Annotated in this window: 9 protein-coding genes; 1 reads left to right on the top strand and 8 read right to left on the bottom strand. The window is 45.9% G+C overall.

Annotated features, from left to right (window positions below; translation table 11 throughout):
* Positions 1 to 2,611: sbcc family protein (locus IQ260_RS02750; RefSeq protein ID WP_193990638.1), on the top strand; the 2,611-nt coding region annotated here is incomplete at its 5' end.
* Here the strand turns inward: IQ260_RS02750 and IQ260_RS02745 are convergent.
* The 8 genes from IQ260_RS02745 to sbnA all read right to left on the bottom strand — a co-directional run bounded on the left by IQ260_RS02745 (position 2,608) and on the right by sbnA (position 18,981).
* Entirely contained in the window at positions 2,608 to 5,067 is a 2,460-nt protein-coding gene (locus IQ260_RS02745; RefSeq protein WP_193990636.1) for an alpha/beta hydrolase family protein, read from the bottom strand. The genes IQ260_RS02750 and IQ260_RS02745 overlap by 4 nt on opposite strands.
* A 91-nt stretch (positions 5,068 to 5,158) precedes the next feature.
* Positions 5,159 to 6,529 (bottom strand): MFS transporter, encoded by a 1,371-nt coding sequence (locus IQ260_RS02740; protein WP_193990634.1) that lies wholly within the window; start codon positions 6,527 to 6,529, stop codon positions 5,159 to 5,161.
* Positions 6,530 to 6,672: 143 nt separating this feature from the next.
* On the bottom strand, positions 6,673 to 10,647 hold the full coding sequence (locus tag IQ260_RS02735) for a non-ribosomal peptide synthetase (protein ID WP_193990632.1): 3,975 nt from the start codon (positions 10,645 to 10,647) through the stop codon (positions 6,673 to 6,675).
* A 92-nt stretch (positions 10,648 to 10,739) separates the two neighbouring features.
* The gene (locus IQ260_RS02730; protein WP_193990630.1) at positions 10,740 to 11,771 is read right to left on the bottom strand and encodes a TauD/TfdA family dioxygenase; all 1,032 of its coding nucleotides are present in this window, start codon (positions 11,769 to 11,771) and stop codon (positions 10,740 to 10,742) included.
* 10 nt (positions 11,772 to 11,781) lie between these two features.
* Complete coding sequence (locus IQ260_RS02725; protein ID WP_228015435.1) at positions 11,782 to 12,513, bottom strand: aspartate/glutamate racemase family protein; 732 nt, start codon at positions 12,511 to 12,513, stop codon at positions 11,782 to 11,784.
* A 54-nt stretch (positions 12,514 to 12,567) separates the two neighbouring features.
* Positions 12,568 to 16,761 (bottom strand): non-ribosomal peptide synthetase, encoded by a 4,194-nt coding sequence (locus IQ260_RS02720; protein ID WP_193990626.1) that lies wholly within the window; start codon positions 16,759 to 16,761, stop codon positions 12,568 to 12,570.
* Between the two features lie 84 nt (positions 16,762 to 16,845).
* Positions 16,846 to 17,853: a 2,3-diaminopropionate biosynthesis protein SbnB gene (gene sbnB / locus IQ260_RS02715; RefSeq protein ID WP_193990624.1), complete on the bottom strand. Its 1,008-nt coding sequence runs from the start codon at positions 17,851 to 17,853 to the stop codon at positions 16,846 to 16,848.
* Between the two features lie 75 nt (positions 17,854 to 17,928).
* Entirely contained in the window at positions 17,929 to 18,981 is a 1,053-nt protein-coding gene (sbnA, locus tag IQ260_RS02710; protein ID WP_193990622.1) for a 2,3-diaminopropionate biosynthesis protein SbnA, read from the bottom strand.
* Positions 18,982 to 19,055: the final 74 nt, after the last annotated feature.

Below are 19,055 nucleotides of genomic sequence, written 5' to 3'. Positions count from 1 at the left end.
GCAGCATCTCAAGGTAGACTACGATACGTTTATCCATTCGGCCTATCTGCGGCAGGGGCGGGCGGATGAGTTTATGCTGAAACGTCCTGGCGAGCGCAAGCAGATTTTGGCAGATCTGCTAAAGCTTAGTCAATATGATCGTTTGGTGGAGAAGGCTCGGGAGCGGGGACGGGACTATCAGGCTGAGATGAAGGTGCTGACAGCTTCCCTGCTCCAGGCAGAGGAGCAGCTGGCGGAGCGGAGTGCGATCGCAACCCACTATCAAACGCTCCAGCAGCAGACTACCCACGATCAGCAGCAGCAACAAACACTCCAACAGCAGCGAGATCAGCTACAGCAACAACAGCAGCAGCGGCAGCAACAGCAACAGTCACTCCAAACAGCCAGACAACGCCTTGAGCATTTGCACCAGAGTCAGCAGCAGCGCCACTCAGAGCTACAGCATCTCAAGCAACAGTGCCAAACGCTGCAAGCGGAGTTAGCGGCGGCCTCTGAAATCGAAACCGGCTATGCCCAGCTGCAACAGCTGCAGCGCTCAGAGGAAGACTGTGCCCAAAAATTTCGGCAGTATCAGCAAATTAAAACTCAATATGTTGCCCTACAAGCCCAGGAACAGCAAAGGCGAACTACGTTGCAAACTAGTATTGGTCGGTTGGAGCTAAAGCTATCCTCAATCGAGGAAACCATAGCAGAACTTCACCATGTTCTGAGTCAGCAGGCAACGGTGACAGCTAGCATCAACCAGCTGCAGACTGCCCGCCGCCAGCTGCAGACCCTAGACCAGCGGCAGATGGAAGTCACCCCGCTCCAGCAGCGGCATCAGCAAATACACACGCGGTTAAAACAAGCATCAGCCCGTTTGGAAGCCCGCTTAGAAGCCATTAGTCAAACCCAAGCCACCCTTACTATCCAACAGCGACCGGAGTTATCCCAAAACCTGACAGAGGTACAGCATCAGCTCTCCTATCTAGAGCAGCGCCGGGCTTATCAGGTCCAGGTTCGTCAAAAAGGACAGGAACGGCGAGACTTTATGGCCCAACTCCAGACTGAACAGCGGCAGACTGAACAACAGCTAATCCAGCTGGATCAGCGGCTGGCGCTCCTAGCTCAGCCGGAGGCCCCCTGTCCACTGTGTGAGCGTCCGTTGGCAGACCATGGGCCTCAGGTTGTGGCCCAGCTGCAACAGGAGCGAGAGATACTACAGCAGCGTCTGTGGGTGATTCGTGAACAGTTGACCACTTCTCAGCGTGAAATTCAGGTGCTGCGGCGGGAGTATCGACAGCTGGAGACAGAACTAGAGCACTATGGAGTCATACTACAGGAACAAGGGGCTCTACAGGCACACCTCTCCTCATCCGCAGAGGCCCAGACTCAGCTGGAAGCCTTAGAACAAGAACGACAACATTTAGAACAGTGTTTAGATTCGGGCAACTATGCAACCGAGCTACAGCAGGAATATCAGCAGCTAGAACAGCAGCTAACGACGCTGGGATATGACGAGAGGGACCATGCCCTGGTGCGTAACCAGGTGGAAAAGTTACGCTGGGCAGAATTTAAACAGGCTGAACTCAGTCAGGCAAAGCAGCGGTTAGAGAGACTATCTGCAGAAAAGCCTGAGGTTGAAAAGACCCTAGGGGAATTGCGATCGCAGCTAAACCGGCCCTCCTCACCTGACCTGTTGCACCTGGAGAAAACCCTAGCAGATTTAGATTACTGTCCTGATCAACACCAGCAGCTCCGCAGCCAGCTGCACACAATGCAGCCCTGGCAGCTACGATATCAGGCACTACAGCAGGCCCGGACCACACTGCCTGACCTGGAGCAGCGCCAGCATGAGCTAACCACCGCCCAAACTGAACAACAGCAGCAATACGACCGCCTCCAGCAGCAGATTGCCGAAACAGAAGCCACCGTACTCCCCGATGTTACCGACGAGATCCAACAGCTGGAGGTCACTATCGGTCAACATCAGACCCAGCGAGAACAGCAGCTCTCTCAGCTAGGTCGTTTAGAACAGCAGCTCCAGCAGTTAGACGACCTGCAGCAGCAGACGGACCAACAGCGGCAGCAGCTCCACAGCTATCAGCATCAGCTGCGGGTCCATCAGGAACTGCAGCAGGCCTTTGGCAAAAACGGTATTCAGGCCCTGATGATTGAAAATCTGCTACCCCAGCTAGAGGCAGAAACAAACCAACTTCTCGGTCGTCTGAGTGCCCACCAGCTCCATGTCCAGTTTGTCACCCAGCGTTCGGGGCGCAAAAAGCTGATCGACACCCTGGATATTTTGATTGCGGATACCCAGGGAACGCGCCCCTATGAAACCTACTCCGGAGGGGAAGCATTTCGAGTAAATTTTGCGATTCGGCTGGCCCTGGCTCGACTGTTGGCGCAGTGGTCGGGTCTAGCACTGCAGATGTTGATTATTGATGAGGGGTTTGGTACCCAGGATCAGGCAGGCTGCGATCGGTTGATTGCGGCGATCAATGCGATCGCACCAGATTTTGCCTGCATCCTAACGGTCACCCATATGCCCCATTTTCGCGAAGCGTTTCAGACTCGCATTGATGTCATCAAAACGGAAAACGGCTCCGAGATCCGACTATCTGGCTAGGTAGGGAGCATTGTTGACTGAGTCAAACGGATCCCCACTTCATCTAGAATAATCATCCCTACAGAGACGCGGTCAAATCGAAAGCGGATCGCCTTAATCTGGCTAGGGTTAAATTGTCCATTAACCTCTAGGAAATCAAACATTGGGATTTCAATAGTCTGCAGGACAGACTCACTGGAGAAGCCATATCTCTTTTCCCAGGGTCTATATCGTGTAAACTTCGCTTTGAGTGGGGGTAGTAAACTTGCAATTTTACTGAGAGGAAGAGCTGCGGTTTGCTCGTTTAGATCTTCCACTTCAATGGTGAAATCGATAGGTATTTTGGTTCTTTTTTCTATCTCTTCCGGTCGATTCTCAGATTCGTCTGTCTCTATACCTTTTGTCTCTATACTTTTATAAGTCTGCTTATCTTTTTTTGAGTCAAGTATTGTAGCTGACTCCACATCTGCAGCATCTGAACCGTAGAACAGAGCAGATTTTTTATTCACATCAGCAAGGGAGAACGTCAGCGATGAACTTGAGTTTATCGGCCATTGAGTCCTGAAATTGCTAGGAAGAGTAATGGTATAGCTGGCTGGCTGAATATCTCTCATGGCGCCAATGCTAGGACTTGAACTATCTGTTCTAATCCAATCTCTATCTGCCTCATTATATTCCCAGCCAAGATAAACAGCCTGGTTTTGGCGTTTGGTATTACTTATGCGGAACCCAAGATCTTTTTCCGTCCAAACTCTAAGATTTTCACCCACTTGGCTACCGCCGTTTATACTTGTAGTTGTAAGATCGATATCTTCATCAAAATCGCTAACAATGTGTGTACGTGAGTCTTCAAAGCGACTAATGTAATGTGTTTTTGGCAACCAGTCGGCGGCTAGCCTATAGTCGTGAAAGATTGGCAGATAAACCTCTTCATCTTTAAGGGTAGTATCAAGAAATGCACTGATGTAGACTTTTGCGATTTGTCGTTGTTCTTCTCCCGTGAGCAGAGGTTTGGTATTCAAGGAGTAACCATAGGGCAGTATCCGATCTCGATTACCCCAGACAGTGTTAAATTGCCCATGATTTGCCCGATAAATATAGATCGAGGACTTGAACCTATAGTTTTTTTTAGTAAACTTGACCCGTTTGTACTGTCGGTCTCCTAAAAAGCGAAAAACATCGGCATCATGGGTTCCTTGTAGCACAAGATAGTTGATATCTTCTAGTGGGGCAGATTGGTAGAAGGATTGGAAGTCAACCGGGGCAATAGCTACGATAGATCTGATATTAAAACCGTAGTCAAACTTTACGTTTGCATCGTTGGGATAGTATTGAAGATGATTAAACGCTACTGCAAAATTAATAGCTTCACCCCCCCGTGAATGCCCCATTAAGGAGATTCTATCCAAGTCTACCTTTTGATAAAAAGGATTGCCAATTTCTGTATTCCATGATCGCCATACGTTGAGGTGTTCGAGCATTAGCCATCCGCGGGCTTCATTCTCTTTTTTATAGTCGTTTGACCAATCACTATTTAGAAAATTCTCATCTATTGAAATAAAAATGTATCCACGACTAGCTAACAGTTCTCCTAGGTAAGCATAACCAGGATCTGAGTACTCACGCATAAGATGGTTTCCGTGGACAACCAAGACTAAAGGAAATTTCCCTTCGCCTTCTGGATACCAAACTCGACCGTTGAGGGGAAGATTGCTGCGATCGAATCCCCAATAGCGTTGCCGAACCAATTGGAACCATCCATCAAACAGATGTAAACCGGTTAGATTTCCAATCCACCCTTGAGGTGAATTCAAAAAAGCGCTGCCATCAACTGGTTGCGTTCTGAGTTGCGCACCATGACCAAACTCTGTACGCCAGTCCTCACCACTACCATAGGTGAGTGTCTTCACCTTGTAGGAACCTAATTTGGCTGGATTGGGAGCCTCAAGTGCCTGCAGTACTGGGTGATACCCCATGTCCATTGGCAACAGTTCTTGGGCGGTACCCGGAGCTATAAGCCAGATAAAGCAGCCTAATGAGGTCGCAGCTGTAGTAGATAAGACAACACCTAGTAATATCTTTTGAGAAAGGCGAATTGTTATAAAATTTGGAGATGTAACCATCGCGATAGCGCCGCCCAACAAGGCCAGGGCTAATACTATCGCTGTGGCTAGAGGAAGATTAGCCACAGGTGAATCATTGAGAAGCAATAGCAGGGCCAGCCATGCACTAGCCAAATAACTGCTGAAAAGACGAGGTAGCTTCGTAAGGAAAACAATTATAAGTGCAATAGTGCCACTGAGAAGAGCAACTGCAATAGCGCTAATAAGGACGCTGATCACGGCATCAAAAAAGATTCCCCACCGTGTCCTCAAAAGTAGAGTACCGCAGTATCCCATGAGCATGAGTACAGGTACAAAAACGCCAACAACAGCACCTATTCTTGCCCTGTGTCCAGGGCTAATAGTAAGATTCATGATCTATACTTACTGTAATCATAGGTTTGTTTGCCAAATACTTGCCTTAAAGAGCTGCGTCAGTACAATCTTGATTTCCACTGGAAGCTTGCTACTTTGTTACGTCTAAATCGGAGAGTGCGAGGCAAGGTTGACTGTAGATTTCAGTTTCTTGCTCAATATTTACCAAGGGTACATGTTGATAAGCAATTATGGTGATTAGCATAGTCATTACGCCTAGCATAATGTACATTAAGCCAATGCCTCGACCTGGTCCAGTACCAATAATTTGGCCAATTCCGTTGGCCCAGGGTCCTTCAAAAATCATCATTGGTTCTAGAAGCTGATCCACCACGGAGCTAAAGACAATTGCAGCAATAGTTGCGATCGCAACAAACGCATTACTCAGGGCAAAAATACGTCCCTGCAGTTCAGGGGATACCTGCCTCTGAAAAATAACCTGAATAGACCCTGTAATTAGAGGAAAATTCAAGAGGAAGAAAAATGCTGCAGCTATAATGAGCCCCAAAGATGGGCGTAATCCACTTGCGATCGCCGCCAAACTGGTAAAAAACATACAGCCAAATACTAATGGCATGAGTTGTTCTTGACGATTAGCCCAAGTCCCCATCAAAACTCCTCCAACTACGCCCCCCAGACCCACAACAAACATAGAACTCCCCAAAGCCACAGGCGTGGTCAACTTTAGCAGCATAGGAACAAATAACAGAATTCCAGCTGTAGAGACAAATGTATAAACTGCTCGTAGCGTCATTAAGCTAAACAGTCCTGATTGACTAGTTAAATACGTCCACCCCTGATTGAGCTGCGCTCCTAGAGAAATATGTTCTTTATCACCCTCGAGCAACGCTATATCTACTTCTGGTAATCGGAACAAAAGCAAGGGGATTAGACCCATAAAAAAACTAGCGCAATCAATTAGTAAAATACCCTGTATCTGAATAATGACTATTAAAGCTCCAGCTAAAACAGGAGCTAGCAGTCGAGCAATAGCCGAACCCAAGAGAGTAAACCCACTTGCACGAGGTAACTCTTCTGACGGCACAATCAAACTAACAGCAGACTGAAACGCCAGCGTATCCACTTCTATAAAAGCAGCATTGAGCCCTGTCAAAACGAATAAATGCCAGAGCTTTAAGGAGTCCATAATAAACAAAAGGGCAAGGGCCAAAATACATAGGCCAGACCCAATCTCAGAAATGATCATTACCCACCGCCGTGGCCAGCGATCGACTAAGCTACCGAAAAAAGGAGCTAAAAAAAGAGCCGGTAATGTTGTAATCAAAACTCCCAGTGTGTAGAAATTGATCGAGTCCGTCGTTTGGAGAATCCAAATATTCAAAGCAAAGCTAGTTAAGCGCTTACCCATTAACGAGACAAATGACCCCAGCCAAATGGATATAAATACACCCATGCCCTTGGCAATTGGCTTTTCTGTGGCTGTTAATAGTTTCTCTGTCATCGTTGATAATAGTCAGACATATTCTTTTACTGTAAATCAGCTACGTTGTTGATTTGCTGATCTTTATTAGGGTTAAAAACCAGAATCATTGTCGCAATCAAATCGCCGTCCATTTTGAGCAGCTTGTTTCAGGTCTCATCGGTTTAATCTAAATATTTCTTGAAGTATTGCCCCAGCACTTTGACATGGGGTTCTCGCATCATAGATAAATGATTTCCAGGAACCCAGTGAAGCGTTGTCTTCTGAGCTAAAGCCTGCCAGCCAAGCGTAGGATCATCAGCCCGTGCGGCAACTCCCCCCTCAGCTTGTAGTAGGACTACCTCACCCGGATAAGGCTTAGGCACATAGCTCTGTGCAGCCTGAATGTGCCCCCGCCTAATTTGCACAATACTGTCCAATTGCGCCATCCCAAACCCTGGACTGAGCGGAAAATTTCGATGTTCTGCCTCTGAGATAACATAGGCAAGCTGATCCTCCCAATTCATAGACTGCAAATGTTTAGTCAGCACCTCTAGATCAACTGCAGATAAGTCTAAAGCTTGACCAACCATACCCGCCAGTAAATCGGTCGGCTCAGGAATTTGATCACCCGCCATTGACGAATTAACATCAATAAAGATGAGACGAGAAACGTGTTGCCCCTGGATCATCAGTTGCTGTGCAACCTCCCAGGCAATCATTCCTCCCAAACACCAGCCAGCCAAGTGATAAGGCCCGGTAGGCTGTAACACTTGGATAGATTGAATGTAGTCTGTGGCCATCGCTTCAATACTCGTGCGTGGGGACTGCCCTGGAATGAACCCCCTTGTTTCTAGCCCATAAAGTGCTCTTTGCTGACCTAAATATGGCATCAGTCTCTGGTAACACAGCACACTTCCACCGCCAGGATGAATCAAGAATAAGGGAGGGTGACTACCCTGGGGTTGTAGAGGTGTCAAAGGAGTCCATGCCTGCGGATCAACGTTTTGCTCCAAAAGCATAGCTTGCTGTTCAATGGTTGCTTCTTGAAACAGAGTATTGAACGGTAGTGTGTAGCCTAACATTTCCTTAATGCGTGCCATCAGAGCCAGCGCTATCAGAGAATGACCTCCCAATTCAAAGAAATCATCCTCCATCCCGATCTGATCTACCTTGAGCACGTCTGACCAAATGCGGGCCAGTTTTAATTCCATCTGATTGCGAGGCGGAGTCGATACACGGGATGGTCCCGACAGGCTTTCCGGTGAGGGCAAGGCATTTCGATCGACTTTACCATTAGGAGTCAGGGGTAAAGCGTCCAGTTGCATAAAAGTATTAGGCAACATGTAATCAGGCAGCTGAGCCTTGAGAAAGTCACGTAGCTCTATTGAGGAGAGCTGTATATGTTGGTTCACCACATAGGCGACTAGCCGCTTGTCCTCTGGGTGATCTTCTCGAACAATTACGCTGACTTGTTGGATATGAGGATGGGCAGACAGAACCGCTTCAATCTCTCCTAATTCAATCCGAAAACCCCGAAGCTTCACGCTATTGTCAATACGTCCGAGGAATTCAACATTTCCATCAGGCAAATAGCGAGCTAGATCTCCCGTCCTGTAAAGACGACCTAACCCAAAGGGGTTAGCCATAAACTTCTCAGCACTTAGTTCTGGCAACCCCCGATACCCTCGGGCTACCCCGTCTCCACCTATGTATAATTCTCCCACAGCCCCAATAGGTAAAGGGTGTAGCCGAGAATCTAAAATATAGAGTTGAGTATTGGCAATAGGACGACCGATAGGAATCAGATCTGCTAAAGCTTTATGGGCATTAGCCTCGTAAATACAGCATCCAACCACAGTTTCAGTTGGCCCATATTCATTGATCAGTCTTGTATTTGGAGCATGGGTCAACCAGGGAGAAATCATGTCTTTCATCAAGGCTTCTCCGCCAATCACAAAAACGTGTGCCTGTTGAGCTAGTTTTTCCGCTGGAATAAGAGAACTAAGAAGCTTTAGATGAGCGGGTGTCAACTTAACTAAACTAAAATTATTTCCCTGCTGTAAAGCGCCTGCCAAGGCGCTGATCCCCTGATCCTCTGGGAGTAAAAATACTGTTCGACCCACCAAAAGAGGAGAAAAGAGTCCCGTAATAGTTGCATCGAATCCAAGCGGAGTATGAACTAGTGCCCCAGATCCCCTGGCAATATCATAGTGTTGAACACACCAGCATAGATAGTTAGTCAAACCTTGATGGATAACCTCAACTCCTTTCGGTTTTCCTGTGGAGCCGGAGGTATAAATAACATAGGCCAAGTTGTTGGAGTTAATAGTACTCTCAACATTGCCACTCCCATGGTCAGCAATTTTAGGCCAGTCTAAATCGAGGCAGATTGTATGAACACCTGACTGAGAGAAACTCTCTTGTATTTTTTGTTGAGTCAACAAAACTGATGCTGCAGAATCTTGCAACATGTAGATCAGACGTTTCTTAGGATAGCTAGGATCCATGGGAACATAGCCCCCCCCTGCCTTGAGAATTCCTAACAAGCCCACTATCATATCAAGGGATCTTTCAACACAAATCCCTACTAAGATCTCCGGCCCAACTCCCACAGTTTGCAGATAACGTGCCAGTTGATTAGCCCGCTGATTCAATACCTCGTAAGTCAGCTGCTGAGTATTAAATTCAACAGCAACTGCCTTTGGAGTTTTCTCTACCTGGGCTTCAAAAAGCTGGTGGATACAACGCTCTTTGGGATAATCAACAGCCGTATCGTTCCACTCTTTTAATAACTTCTGAGACTCTGGTTTTGGCAACAGTGGTAGCTGATCCAGCAGTTCTTGAGGATTATCAACAATGCCTTCTAGGAGCGTATGAAAGTGAACGATCATACGACGAATAGTCTCTGCTTCAAATAGATCGGTACTGTATTCCCATTGCCCCTGCAGCCCCGCAGCTGTTTCTTGCACTGACAGGGTAAGATCAAATCTGGCTCTTGTTTCTTCAAACTCAAGGGAAGATAGCGTTAGCCCTGGCAATTCTAACTGCTCACTAGAAGCATTCTGCAGTAGAAACATAACCTGAACTAGAGGACTATGGCTCAGCGATCGCTCCAAATCAAGTGCTTCAACCACATGGGCAAAGGGTAAATCCTGATGTTCATAAGCACCCAAACTTACTTGACGCACCTGATCTAAGAGATCTTGAAATGTTGAAATCTCTTGAAACTGGAGTCTTAAAGCTAACGTATTCACAAAAAAGCCGATTAATGGCTCAAATTCTGGCCGGGTACGATTGGCAATCGACGTACCAATCACCATATCTTGCTGCTCACTATAACGAAACAACAGGGTGCCAAATGCAGCCAACAGTAACATAAACAAAGTCACCTGCTGCCGTTGAGCTAATGTTTTGAGCTGCAGAGCTAAAGTTGGATCAACAACAAACTTTTCGGTACGACCTTGAGCCGTTCGGATTGCCGGGTACGTGCGATCGCTAGGCAATTCTAGTAATGTAGGTACGCCAGCTAATTGACTAGTCCAATAGGTGAGCAGTTTCTGAAGAACGGGGCCTGACAACCAATCACGCTGCCAATCTGAAAAATCTCCATATTGAATCGGCAGTTCAGGTAGCGCAGGTGGCTTGCCCTGGAAATATGCTGAATACAATGTAGAAGTCTCTTGAATAATTATACCAATAGACCAGCCATCTGCAATAATATGGTGTAGCGTTAGCAACAGTACATGATCAGTGTCCGCCAATCGTAACAGCTGAACTCGGATTAGGACCTCTTGAGCTAGATTAAAGCAGGTTGTTTCTTGATCAATGGCTAACCGCTTTACCTCGCCCATAGCATCAGTTGAGGAAAGGGTGCTCAGATCGATAAAAGGAAGAGACATAGCAACAGCTGGAGAAATGACCTGCATGGCAAAGCCATCGACCATTTCAATACTGGTGCGCAGGGTTTCATGACGTGTGTAGATAGTTTGAATAGCACACTCTAATGCTGACACATTCAGATTGCCTTGCAGGCGGAGCGCGTAAGTCATATTGTAGGCTACGCTCTCTGGGTTTGCCTGTTGCAAAAACCAGAGATGCTCTTGAGCAAAAGATAACGGATAAATGTAAACGTCTTCCGAAACTGCTGAAAGTGTCATAACGCTAAACTAAAAGTACTTAGACTAAAGGAATGGCTAAACAACAAGTACTGAACTAGAGAATAAACTAATCACGGGATAAATTCAGGTTTTTAAGGCGCATTGTCTTGAGCAGTAGTACAATGATCATATTGAAACGTTTTCCCCATCGTCACTAAGAGCTTTCTTTCTCCAACAAACGGATTACGAGCGTGGGCCATAAGGATATTATCTAGCATCAAGATATCTTCTTTCTGCCAGGAGAAACTGATCTCCAGCTTCTGATATACCTTTTCGACAGCTTCCATAACAGCATCTGGAATAGGCGATCCATCACCATAGCAACAGTTACGTGGTAGCTCATCTTCAGAAAAAGACGACGAAAAAACCTCACGGGTAATTGGATCTAGAAAGTATAAATGCCAATGTTGTGCCTGATTAAACCACGACTTTTCACCTGTCCTTGGATGTTTCACCACCGATGGACGAATGCAGGTTGTCTGCAGACGATCCCCTTCTTTCCATTCAAACGACATTAGATTATCTTTGCATTTTTCTTCAACTTCTTTTTTATCAGTTGTTTGAAAAATCTTTTGCCAAGAAAGTCCTAGTTGCGGATTGTAATTGCGGATATACTTTATTTGTTTTTGCTCAAATTCTGATCTAATTTCAGGATCGATTAGGTTATAGACTTCACGGCTATCAACAATAGGAGTCTCTCCTCCTTGCTCTGATGGTTGTAGACAGCAAAACCAAATTCTCATGGGCGAACGCCGATTAAACGAGTTCTCGTTGTGCCAGAAAATCTTCTTGTCGTTGGGATAAAAAACAGGAGTATAAACTTTACTACCTAAGGCTTCACGGGGATGCTCGCCATTGTCGTCAAATAGATCTGAACAATTTGTCAGTGCGAATTGTTCTAACATAGTGGTTGGAGAAGGTAGCTTAAAGCCTCGAAATAGAAGAGCACCATAGGTGTCAAGCTGGCTTTCTATAAGCCCCTGGTTATCATTGGCCCAGGATACTAAATCCAGATCGTCACTAGTCGGCTCTATGACTAAAGGGGGCTGTTGATCTACTTGTAGATATCCCAACTTAACTTTTTCAACATTGATGGAGGCTATAGATGGCTTAGATTTTTTCATTTGTTAGAGGTCACGACGCAAGGCTTTGAGCAATATGCACTAAAGGATCGAAAAAGGTAATCTGAATATCTTGTTTTGCTTGAAACTCACCCCCATTTATAGAAAACTTACTTAATAAATGTAGTTCTGTACAGCCAGCAATGACCGAATCAGCATTGTATTTCATGGCTAAACACTCTGCATGCTGATACGCGACCGGTATTGATATACCGTTAGTTTTAATTTGGTATATCATGTTATGTACAGTCTGTTGATCCGAATCATCTGGCAGTATAATGTACTCCTTAGCCTGGCCCCATAGGGGATGCTGTGAAAATATCTTGAGCCGACGGGTACCTGTTGTACAGAGTAAAAGATGCTTTTTTTTTTGCTCAATAATATTACTGAGAATAATGTCTACCAGACAAATAATGCGTTCTTGCAAGTCAGCAGGAAGTTTGGCAAGTAGATAGTGAGACGTAACGCAACAGATGATTATTCTTCTTGCTTTGAGTTCACTCAGCTGATGTAATGCTTCGATAAGCTTACTCAGTAATGGTTCACTTTCGCCACTCAAAAGTATTTGAGTTCTATCAGGTAATGTGGGATCAGAATATACTACAACCCTGGGTGATTCCTGCTCAGACTCCCCCGTCAGACTGTATTCATAAATAGTCTTGAGAAATTCAGCAGAGGCTAACGGACCCATACCCCCCAGAATGCCTAGGAAATCCAGTCTTGATAGGGAGTGGAAATAACTCAAACTAGCCCTCCTTACCTATAGCTTTAAAATTGATGCTGTAATCCAGTGGCATACTCAATTATCCTGTAGCTCTTGCTTGAGCTGAGCCGGTATAATCAGCGTTCCTTCGGCTGAGCGTTTTACTCGTCGTCGTGACCGTTTAGGAATTGGCGTAGTTGATGCCGCATTTGTGTTTCCTTTTTCTTGATAGATGTCTATCATTTTGGCAAGCGCTGCAACTGTCGGCTCTTCAAAAAGTGAGCGCAGGGGTAGCTTTATTCCAAAGGTTTGCTGGATATAGGCAATCACCTGACTCGCTTGCAAAGAATGTCCCCCTAGAGCAAAGAAGTTATCGTAAATACCTACAGTGTCAAGCCTGAGAATGTTAGCAACAATTTCAACCAAACTAATCTCTGTTGGCGTACGTGGGGGAATCTGAGTAGAGAGAGTACTGATACTGAGGTCCGGAATCGGGAGAGCGCTACGATCAACCTTTCCACTGGGTGTTAGAGGAAGTGTGTCCAAAATTACATAGGTAGTAGGAATTAAATAGACAGGCAAGCGTTGAAATAGAGAGTTGTGCAGCTGGTGCCGATCGATGTCAGTCTGATGGCGAGGAACCAGATAAGCTATCAGGACATTCTCTCCTTTAGCATCAGGACGGGCAACGACTACACTTTGATCAATGTCTGAATCTTGATTCAGAATTGCCTCAATTTCTCCAGGTTGAATGCGCACACCTCGGATTTTGAGTTGACTATCTAAACGACCTAATACCTCCAGGCTGCCATCTGGTAAAAATCGTCCTCGATCGCCTGTGTCGTAGACTAAGTCATCAGGATCGTAGCGGAAAGGATTTGGTCTAAAGCAAGGTGGTTGACCAGAATCTGCATTGATATATCCCAAGGTACGAAACGGTGTGCGTACGACAATTTGGCCAACTTCTCCAATGCCACAGGGTTGATCGTTATCACGTAATACCCAAGTTTGGGTTTGGGGCAGAGGCCAACCTGCTGGCTGGCTGCCTGGACGTAGATGCTGAGGCACTAGATAGTAGGTTTTAACCATGGTGGTCTCTGTAGCACCATAAAGATTAATAAGATTATGGGCTGGGGTAAACGTTTGCCGCCATTGGCTAATGAAATTTGCGGTTAGGGGCTCGCCGGAGAAAAAGGCGAGTCGCAGAGCGGGTAACTTGATGATATTCGGAGCATTGGCTATCCAGAACTGGGCGACTGTAGGTACTGTGTGAAGAATAGAAATATTCTCTTGTTCTAGCCAATGTAAGATGCGATCGCGACTCAACTCATCCTCAGTCGGCAGACATAAAGTCGCACCGCTTGTCAACGGTAAGAAAATATCTCGCAGTAGTGCATCAAAAGATAAACGGATCAGCTGAGCAACCCGATCCTCACTGCCAACCTCAAAGGTATCTCGCTGCCAATTGACGAAGTGAGAAATACCCTTATGTAGACCTAGCACTCCTTTGGGAATACCCGTACTACCCGAGGTGAAGAATATATAGGCTGGATCATCGCCCTTAACCTGAGGTAAAGAAGACATCTGCACAGAAACCATAGCCGCAGACTTGACAGCGGTCTGCTGAGATTTTACTGTGGGCTTCTCCATTAACAGGTGAACCGGATCGGGAACCCATTGTCTGGGCAGATCATTATCTAGTATCACCAAATAGCGAACCTTAGCCTGCTCTACCATCAGTCGCAGCCGTTGTTCTGGTAAATTGGAATCTAGAGTAAGCAGTACAGTTCCACTCAGGAATATGCCAAGGATACTGGAAATGAATTCAAAGTTTCGCTCTCCATATACAGCCACCACATCGCCTGACTGTGCGCCAGTGTCGATCAGTCGATCGGCAACGCGAGTCGCCTCAGCCATTAGATCTTGGTACGTCCAGCACTGTCCAGCCTGAGTAATGGCAGTCTTGTCAGGGTGCTTTCGCACTTGAGCCATGACTAAAGCTGAAACGGGCTCAAACGGGGATTCGACCAAGGGAACACTCGGATCTGGCAGTTTCCACGGAGGGTTAGCAACCAGAAGTGAATACCGATGTACGGCCTGATTAGGCATCGATACAATCTGCTCTAACAGTGTTTCAAACTGAGCTAGAAAAATTTCCATCCGCTCTGCTGAAAACAGTGATTGGCGATATGCTAGTTCTAACTGAAGACAATTTTCTTGTTCTCTTACATGTAACGTCAGCCAAAATTTAGAAGCCATATCCGGCATTTCTAAAGGAGTTAGCTCCAAACCACTCACCTTGGGAGGGGCCATGGAAGTCTGGAGAAAATTTAGCATGACATCAAAAACAGGATGACGATTTAGAGCACGTTCTGGTTGTAAAACCTCCACCAGCTTTTCAAAGGGGACATCCTGATTGCTGTAAGCTGCCAACGTTACGTCACGCACATGAGCCAGTAACTCTCGAAATGTAATGATCTCTGATAAATCAATACGTAGGGGTAATAGATTGACAAAGAAACCAATCAAGTTTTCAGTGCCTGGATGTTGGCGTCCAGCAATTGGCGCTCCTATGATGATGTCTGTCTGATCGGTATGGCGAGCTAGCAACAGGTTTAGTGCGGCTAGTAGGGCCATAAATAGCGTGACGTCTTCTTCTCGACATAAGGTTTTCAGTGCCGTGCTTAATGAGACTGATAGCTGTCGAGAACATCGGGCTCCTTGATATTCGGGTTGGGCTGACTGAGGATAGTCTGTGGGGAAATTTAAAGCTGGCAAAGTGCCCGACAGATGCTGTTGCCAGTACTTGAGTTGAGGCTCTAAGACAACGTTCAGATGCTGGCGTTGCCAGTAGGCATAGTCACCATACTGATGAGTCAGGGGGGGAAAGGGAGAAACCTTCGCTGGCTGTGACTGATAGACTTGATAAAATGTCGTTAATTCTCGAACAAACACCTCACCTGACCAGGCATCAAAGATGCTGTGGTGAAAAACTAATAGTAAAACGTAGGATTTTTCGAATAGATGCAACAGGCTTATACGCAACAGAGGCCCCTCGGTCAGATTAAAGGGAGTTGTTGCTGCTTGATGAATGCGTTGGTGCACCCTATCCTGTTGCTGTTCCATTGGAACTGTTGTGAAGTCTTCCAATGGAATTGAGCATGCAGCAGTTGGAGAAACGATCTGTATCGGCTGCCCATCTGGATTGTGAAAGGTAGTGCGCAGAATCTCGTGACGTTCAGCTACGCTCTGCATTGCCCATGCCAACGCATCTAGATTAAGAGAGCCCTCAACTTTCAGCACTATGGGAATGTTGTAAGCCCTGCTGGCTCCTTCTAACTGATTTAGAAACCACAGTCTTTCTTGAGACCAGCTAAGTGGAAATGGAAAGCTCTTCTCTCGGGAAATAGCTGTAATGGGAACAAGCTTATGTTGCGATTGCTCACAGGTCAGGGCTTGATGAATACGCTGATCCAACTCAGCCACTGTCGGTGCTTCAAACAAATCTCTCAAGGGTAGTTCCACCTGAAATGCCCCGCGCAACTTTGATATTGCTTGCGTTGCTAAGAGAGAATGACCGCCAAATTCAAAGAAATTGCTGTGAATACCGATAGTCTCTAGTCCCAATACAGCTGCAAAAATATCGGCGGTAATTTCTTCTGTTGGTGTGCGAGGAGCAACAAAATTAGCAGCCTCTCTCAAGTCAGTGTCTGGCATTGGCAGTGCCCGTCGATCAAGTTTGCCGTTAGGGGTTAGAGGCAAAGCCTCTAGTTCGACAAAAGCACTGGGAATCATATGACTTGGCAGCTGCGCTTTCAGAAATTCGGACCAATTTGTGGAGCAAGCAGGCAAGGGAGCTTCACACACCATATAGGCAACCAGTCGTTTGTCACCAAGATTGTCTTCGCGATCAATAACAACAGCTTGCTGCACATGGGAATGACTTAATAAAGCGGCTTCGATTTCGCCCAGTTCAATACGAAATCCTCGCACCTTGACCTGGTGATCGATACGCCCGAGAAATTCAATGGTGCCGTTAGGCAGATAGCGGGCTCGATCGCCCGTCTTGTAAAGACGACTATGGTTTAAATCATTTATAGTCGAAAATGGATTGGGGATAAATCGTTCATCTGTTAGCCCTGAACGATTGAGATAACCTCGACCCACACCTACACCCGCCACATATAGTTCGCCTTCGATACCCACAGGAACAAGATTGAGATAGGTATCAAGGATGTAGATCTGGGTGTTGATAACCGGTCGTCCAACAGGAACAGTTCTAAATTTCATGGAATTGGCTTGGCAATTATTTATGATGAACAGAAAGCATTTGTGAGTTAGCGGTTAGGTAGGAAAAAATCATGTAGGAGAGGACTAGTATAGGGGCAGCCAAGTGCCAATACCAGCTGCGATCGCCTTTTGGTAGATGGCTTGGGCGCAGGCGATATCTTCAATGGCTATGCCCATAGGATTCAGGACAATAATTTCGTCACTGGATTCTCGTCCTGGCCGTCGCTGGGTCAAAATTTCGCCTAATTCTGCATGGAGCTGCTCGCGAGAGAAGCTTCCTTCAAGTACTAACTGATTGATAATCTTCTTTTGGCGGTTAGACTGTTCCCAATCGTCTACAACTACCTTATCTGCCTTAAGAAAGACTTCCTTGTGCAAGTCCATGATGGAAACATTACTGACAAACGTACCGGGTTGCAACCAGCTATAGGGAACGTAGGGTTTATCAGTGACGGTGCAGAAAATGACCACCTCACCTTTACCTACAGCCGCTTCGGCATTCGCTGCGATTTTGAACTCGGTTTTTGGGAACTGCTGTTGGAGACGCTCTGCTAAGCGTTTAGCCGCTAAGCTATTTAAGTCAAATAAGTGGATAGTTGTAATTGACGGAAACTGTTCTAGCAATGTGGATAACTGCATCCGGCCAATGACTCCACAGCCAACACAGGCAACGTGGCTAAAATCGCTCTTGGCTAGATGGCGGGTTGCGATCGCACTCACCGCCGCTGTCCGCATACCACTCACCAGACTACCTTCCATCACAGCAATGGGATAATGGGATTCAGGGTCGTTCAGCGTGATCAGGGCACTGGCCCGCTCCAGTCCTCGACTAGTTGGATTATCGTGTTTACTACCGATCCACTTCAGTCCTGCCACCGGATCACGGCCACCGATATAAGCTGGCATAGCAATGATCCGATCAGCAATGTGTCCAGCGTCCCCGCGCCAGCGCAAATATGGCTTTAAAGGTTGAACAACATCTTGCTGGGCATGTAAAATTAAGGCCTGACTAACGGCCTCAACATAAAGAGGAGAAAATGCACCGCCTAATTGCTTAATATCAGATTGGCTAAGGTAGAGAATCCGTTCCATAGAAAAACCTAATATAGTTAGACTTGAGATAACAACGTAAGGCTATATAACTAAGCTAATAAACTCCCTTTATCATTATTTCTGTTTCGTGTTATCTATATTGTCCTCAACCCAGCGTTTGTTATAAAAGGTATCTAAATATCGTTCGCCTCGATCTGGCAAAATAACTAGGACATTACTTTTTAATGGAATTCTAGGCAACAGTTTTTTCAAAGAAGCAATCACGGCTCCGCCAGACCCACCTGCCATAACTCCTTCACACTTCAACAGCTGGTTACAGGCTTCAATACCTTCAGAGGCCTTCACGCGAATAATCTGATCGACGCTTTGTTGCCGGTGAGTTTCTTCTGCCAACTCTGGAATCGGATAGCCCGCGCCCATACCATTTAAAAATCTGGGACCTGATTGACCGCCAAATAATGCAGATCCCTCTTCGTCAATACCAATCACCTGGAGCTGTGGATAAACTTCCTTGAGACGGCGACTAATCCCTGATATAGTGCCTGTCGTACTCACTGAAGCTAAAAAATAATCTAAAGGATGGCCATTCAGCTGGCTGATGATTTCCTGACCAGTATCATAATAATGAGCGTTAGGGTTATCCGGTGAACGATACTGACAGGGCCAAAAGCTATCAGGTATTTCTTTGCGAAGTTCTTGTATACGCTGAATGCGTCGTGATAAATAGTTACCTGTTTCATCAGGCTCACGCACCATATCAATTTCAGCCCCCCGTAGCTCCAACAATCTCAAATTTATTCTAGAAATTTTAGGATCAACAACAGCAATAAACCTTAACCCATAGAACTGACAGGCTGCTGCCATGCCAAGCCCAAAGTTACCTGATGTACTTTCGATAATAACGGTGTCAGAACTAATAAAACCTCGTTCTGTAGCACGTTTAAGCATATAAAAAGCAACCCGGTCTTTGATAGAGCTAATTGGATTATATCCCTCTAATTTTGCTAATATGTTGTATCCACAAAACATTTGACCTAACCGAACGATAGGAGTATTGCCAATCAACTCGGTAATATTATTGTAAATTCTGGGTTCGCAACGGCGATGTTGAATAGTAATCTTGTCTGGTGCGAGCCGTGATGTAATGCTGTCAGGCATATTTTTCATTTTTGCAAGGCTCCAAATATAAAAACTGAGTTACAACGTAAATTTTCTAGAAAACAGAAATATTTGATTTTGTT

Origin of the sequence: Leptolyngbya cf. ectocarpi LEGE 11479 (assembly GCF_015207065.1) — a bacterium.
Lineage (GTDB): Bacteria > Cyanobacteriota > Cyanobacteriia > Phormidesmidales > Phormidesmidaceae > Leptothoe > Leptothoe ectocarpi.
Note: the sequence above shows the minus strand (reverse complement) of the source record. Positions and strands in the feature narration are given on the sequence as shown.

What these genes read in the sequence shown, in the direction of transcription:
- sbnB (WP_193990624.1), bottom strand. Translation starts at nt 17,853, where the DNA reads ATGGAACGGATTCTCTACCTTAGCCAATCTGATATTAAGCAATTAGGC.
- sbnA (WP_193990622.1), bottom strand. Translation starts at nt 18,981, where the DNA reads ATGAAAAATATGCCTGACAGCATTACATCACGGCTCGCACCAGACAAG.
- IQ260_RS02745 (WP_193990636.1), bottom strand. Translation starts at nt 5,067, where the DNA reads ATGAATCTTACTATTAGCCCTGGACACAGGGCAAGAATAGGTGCTGTT.
- IQ260_RS02720 (WP_193990626.1), bottom strand. Translation starts at nt 16,761, where the DNA reads ATGAAATTTAGAACTGTTCCTGTTGGACGACCGGTTATCAACACCCAG.
- IQ260_RS02730 (WP_193990630.1), bottom strand. Translation starts at nt 11,771, where the DNA reads ATGAAAAAATCTAAGCCATCTATAGCCTCCATCAATGTTGAAAAAGTT.
- IQ260_RS02735 (WP_193990632.1), bottom strand. Translation starts at nt 10,647, where the DNA reads ATGACACTTTCAGCAGTTTCGGAAGACGTTTACATTTATCCGTTATCT.
- IQ260_RS02740 (WP_193990634.1), bottom strand. Translation starts at nt 6,529, where the DNA reads ATGACAGAGAAACTATTAACAGCCACAGAAAAGCCAATTGCCAAGGGC.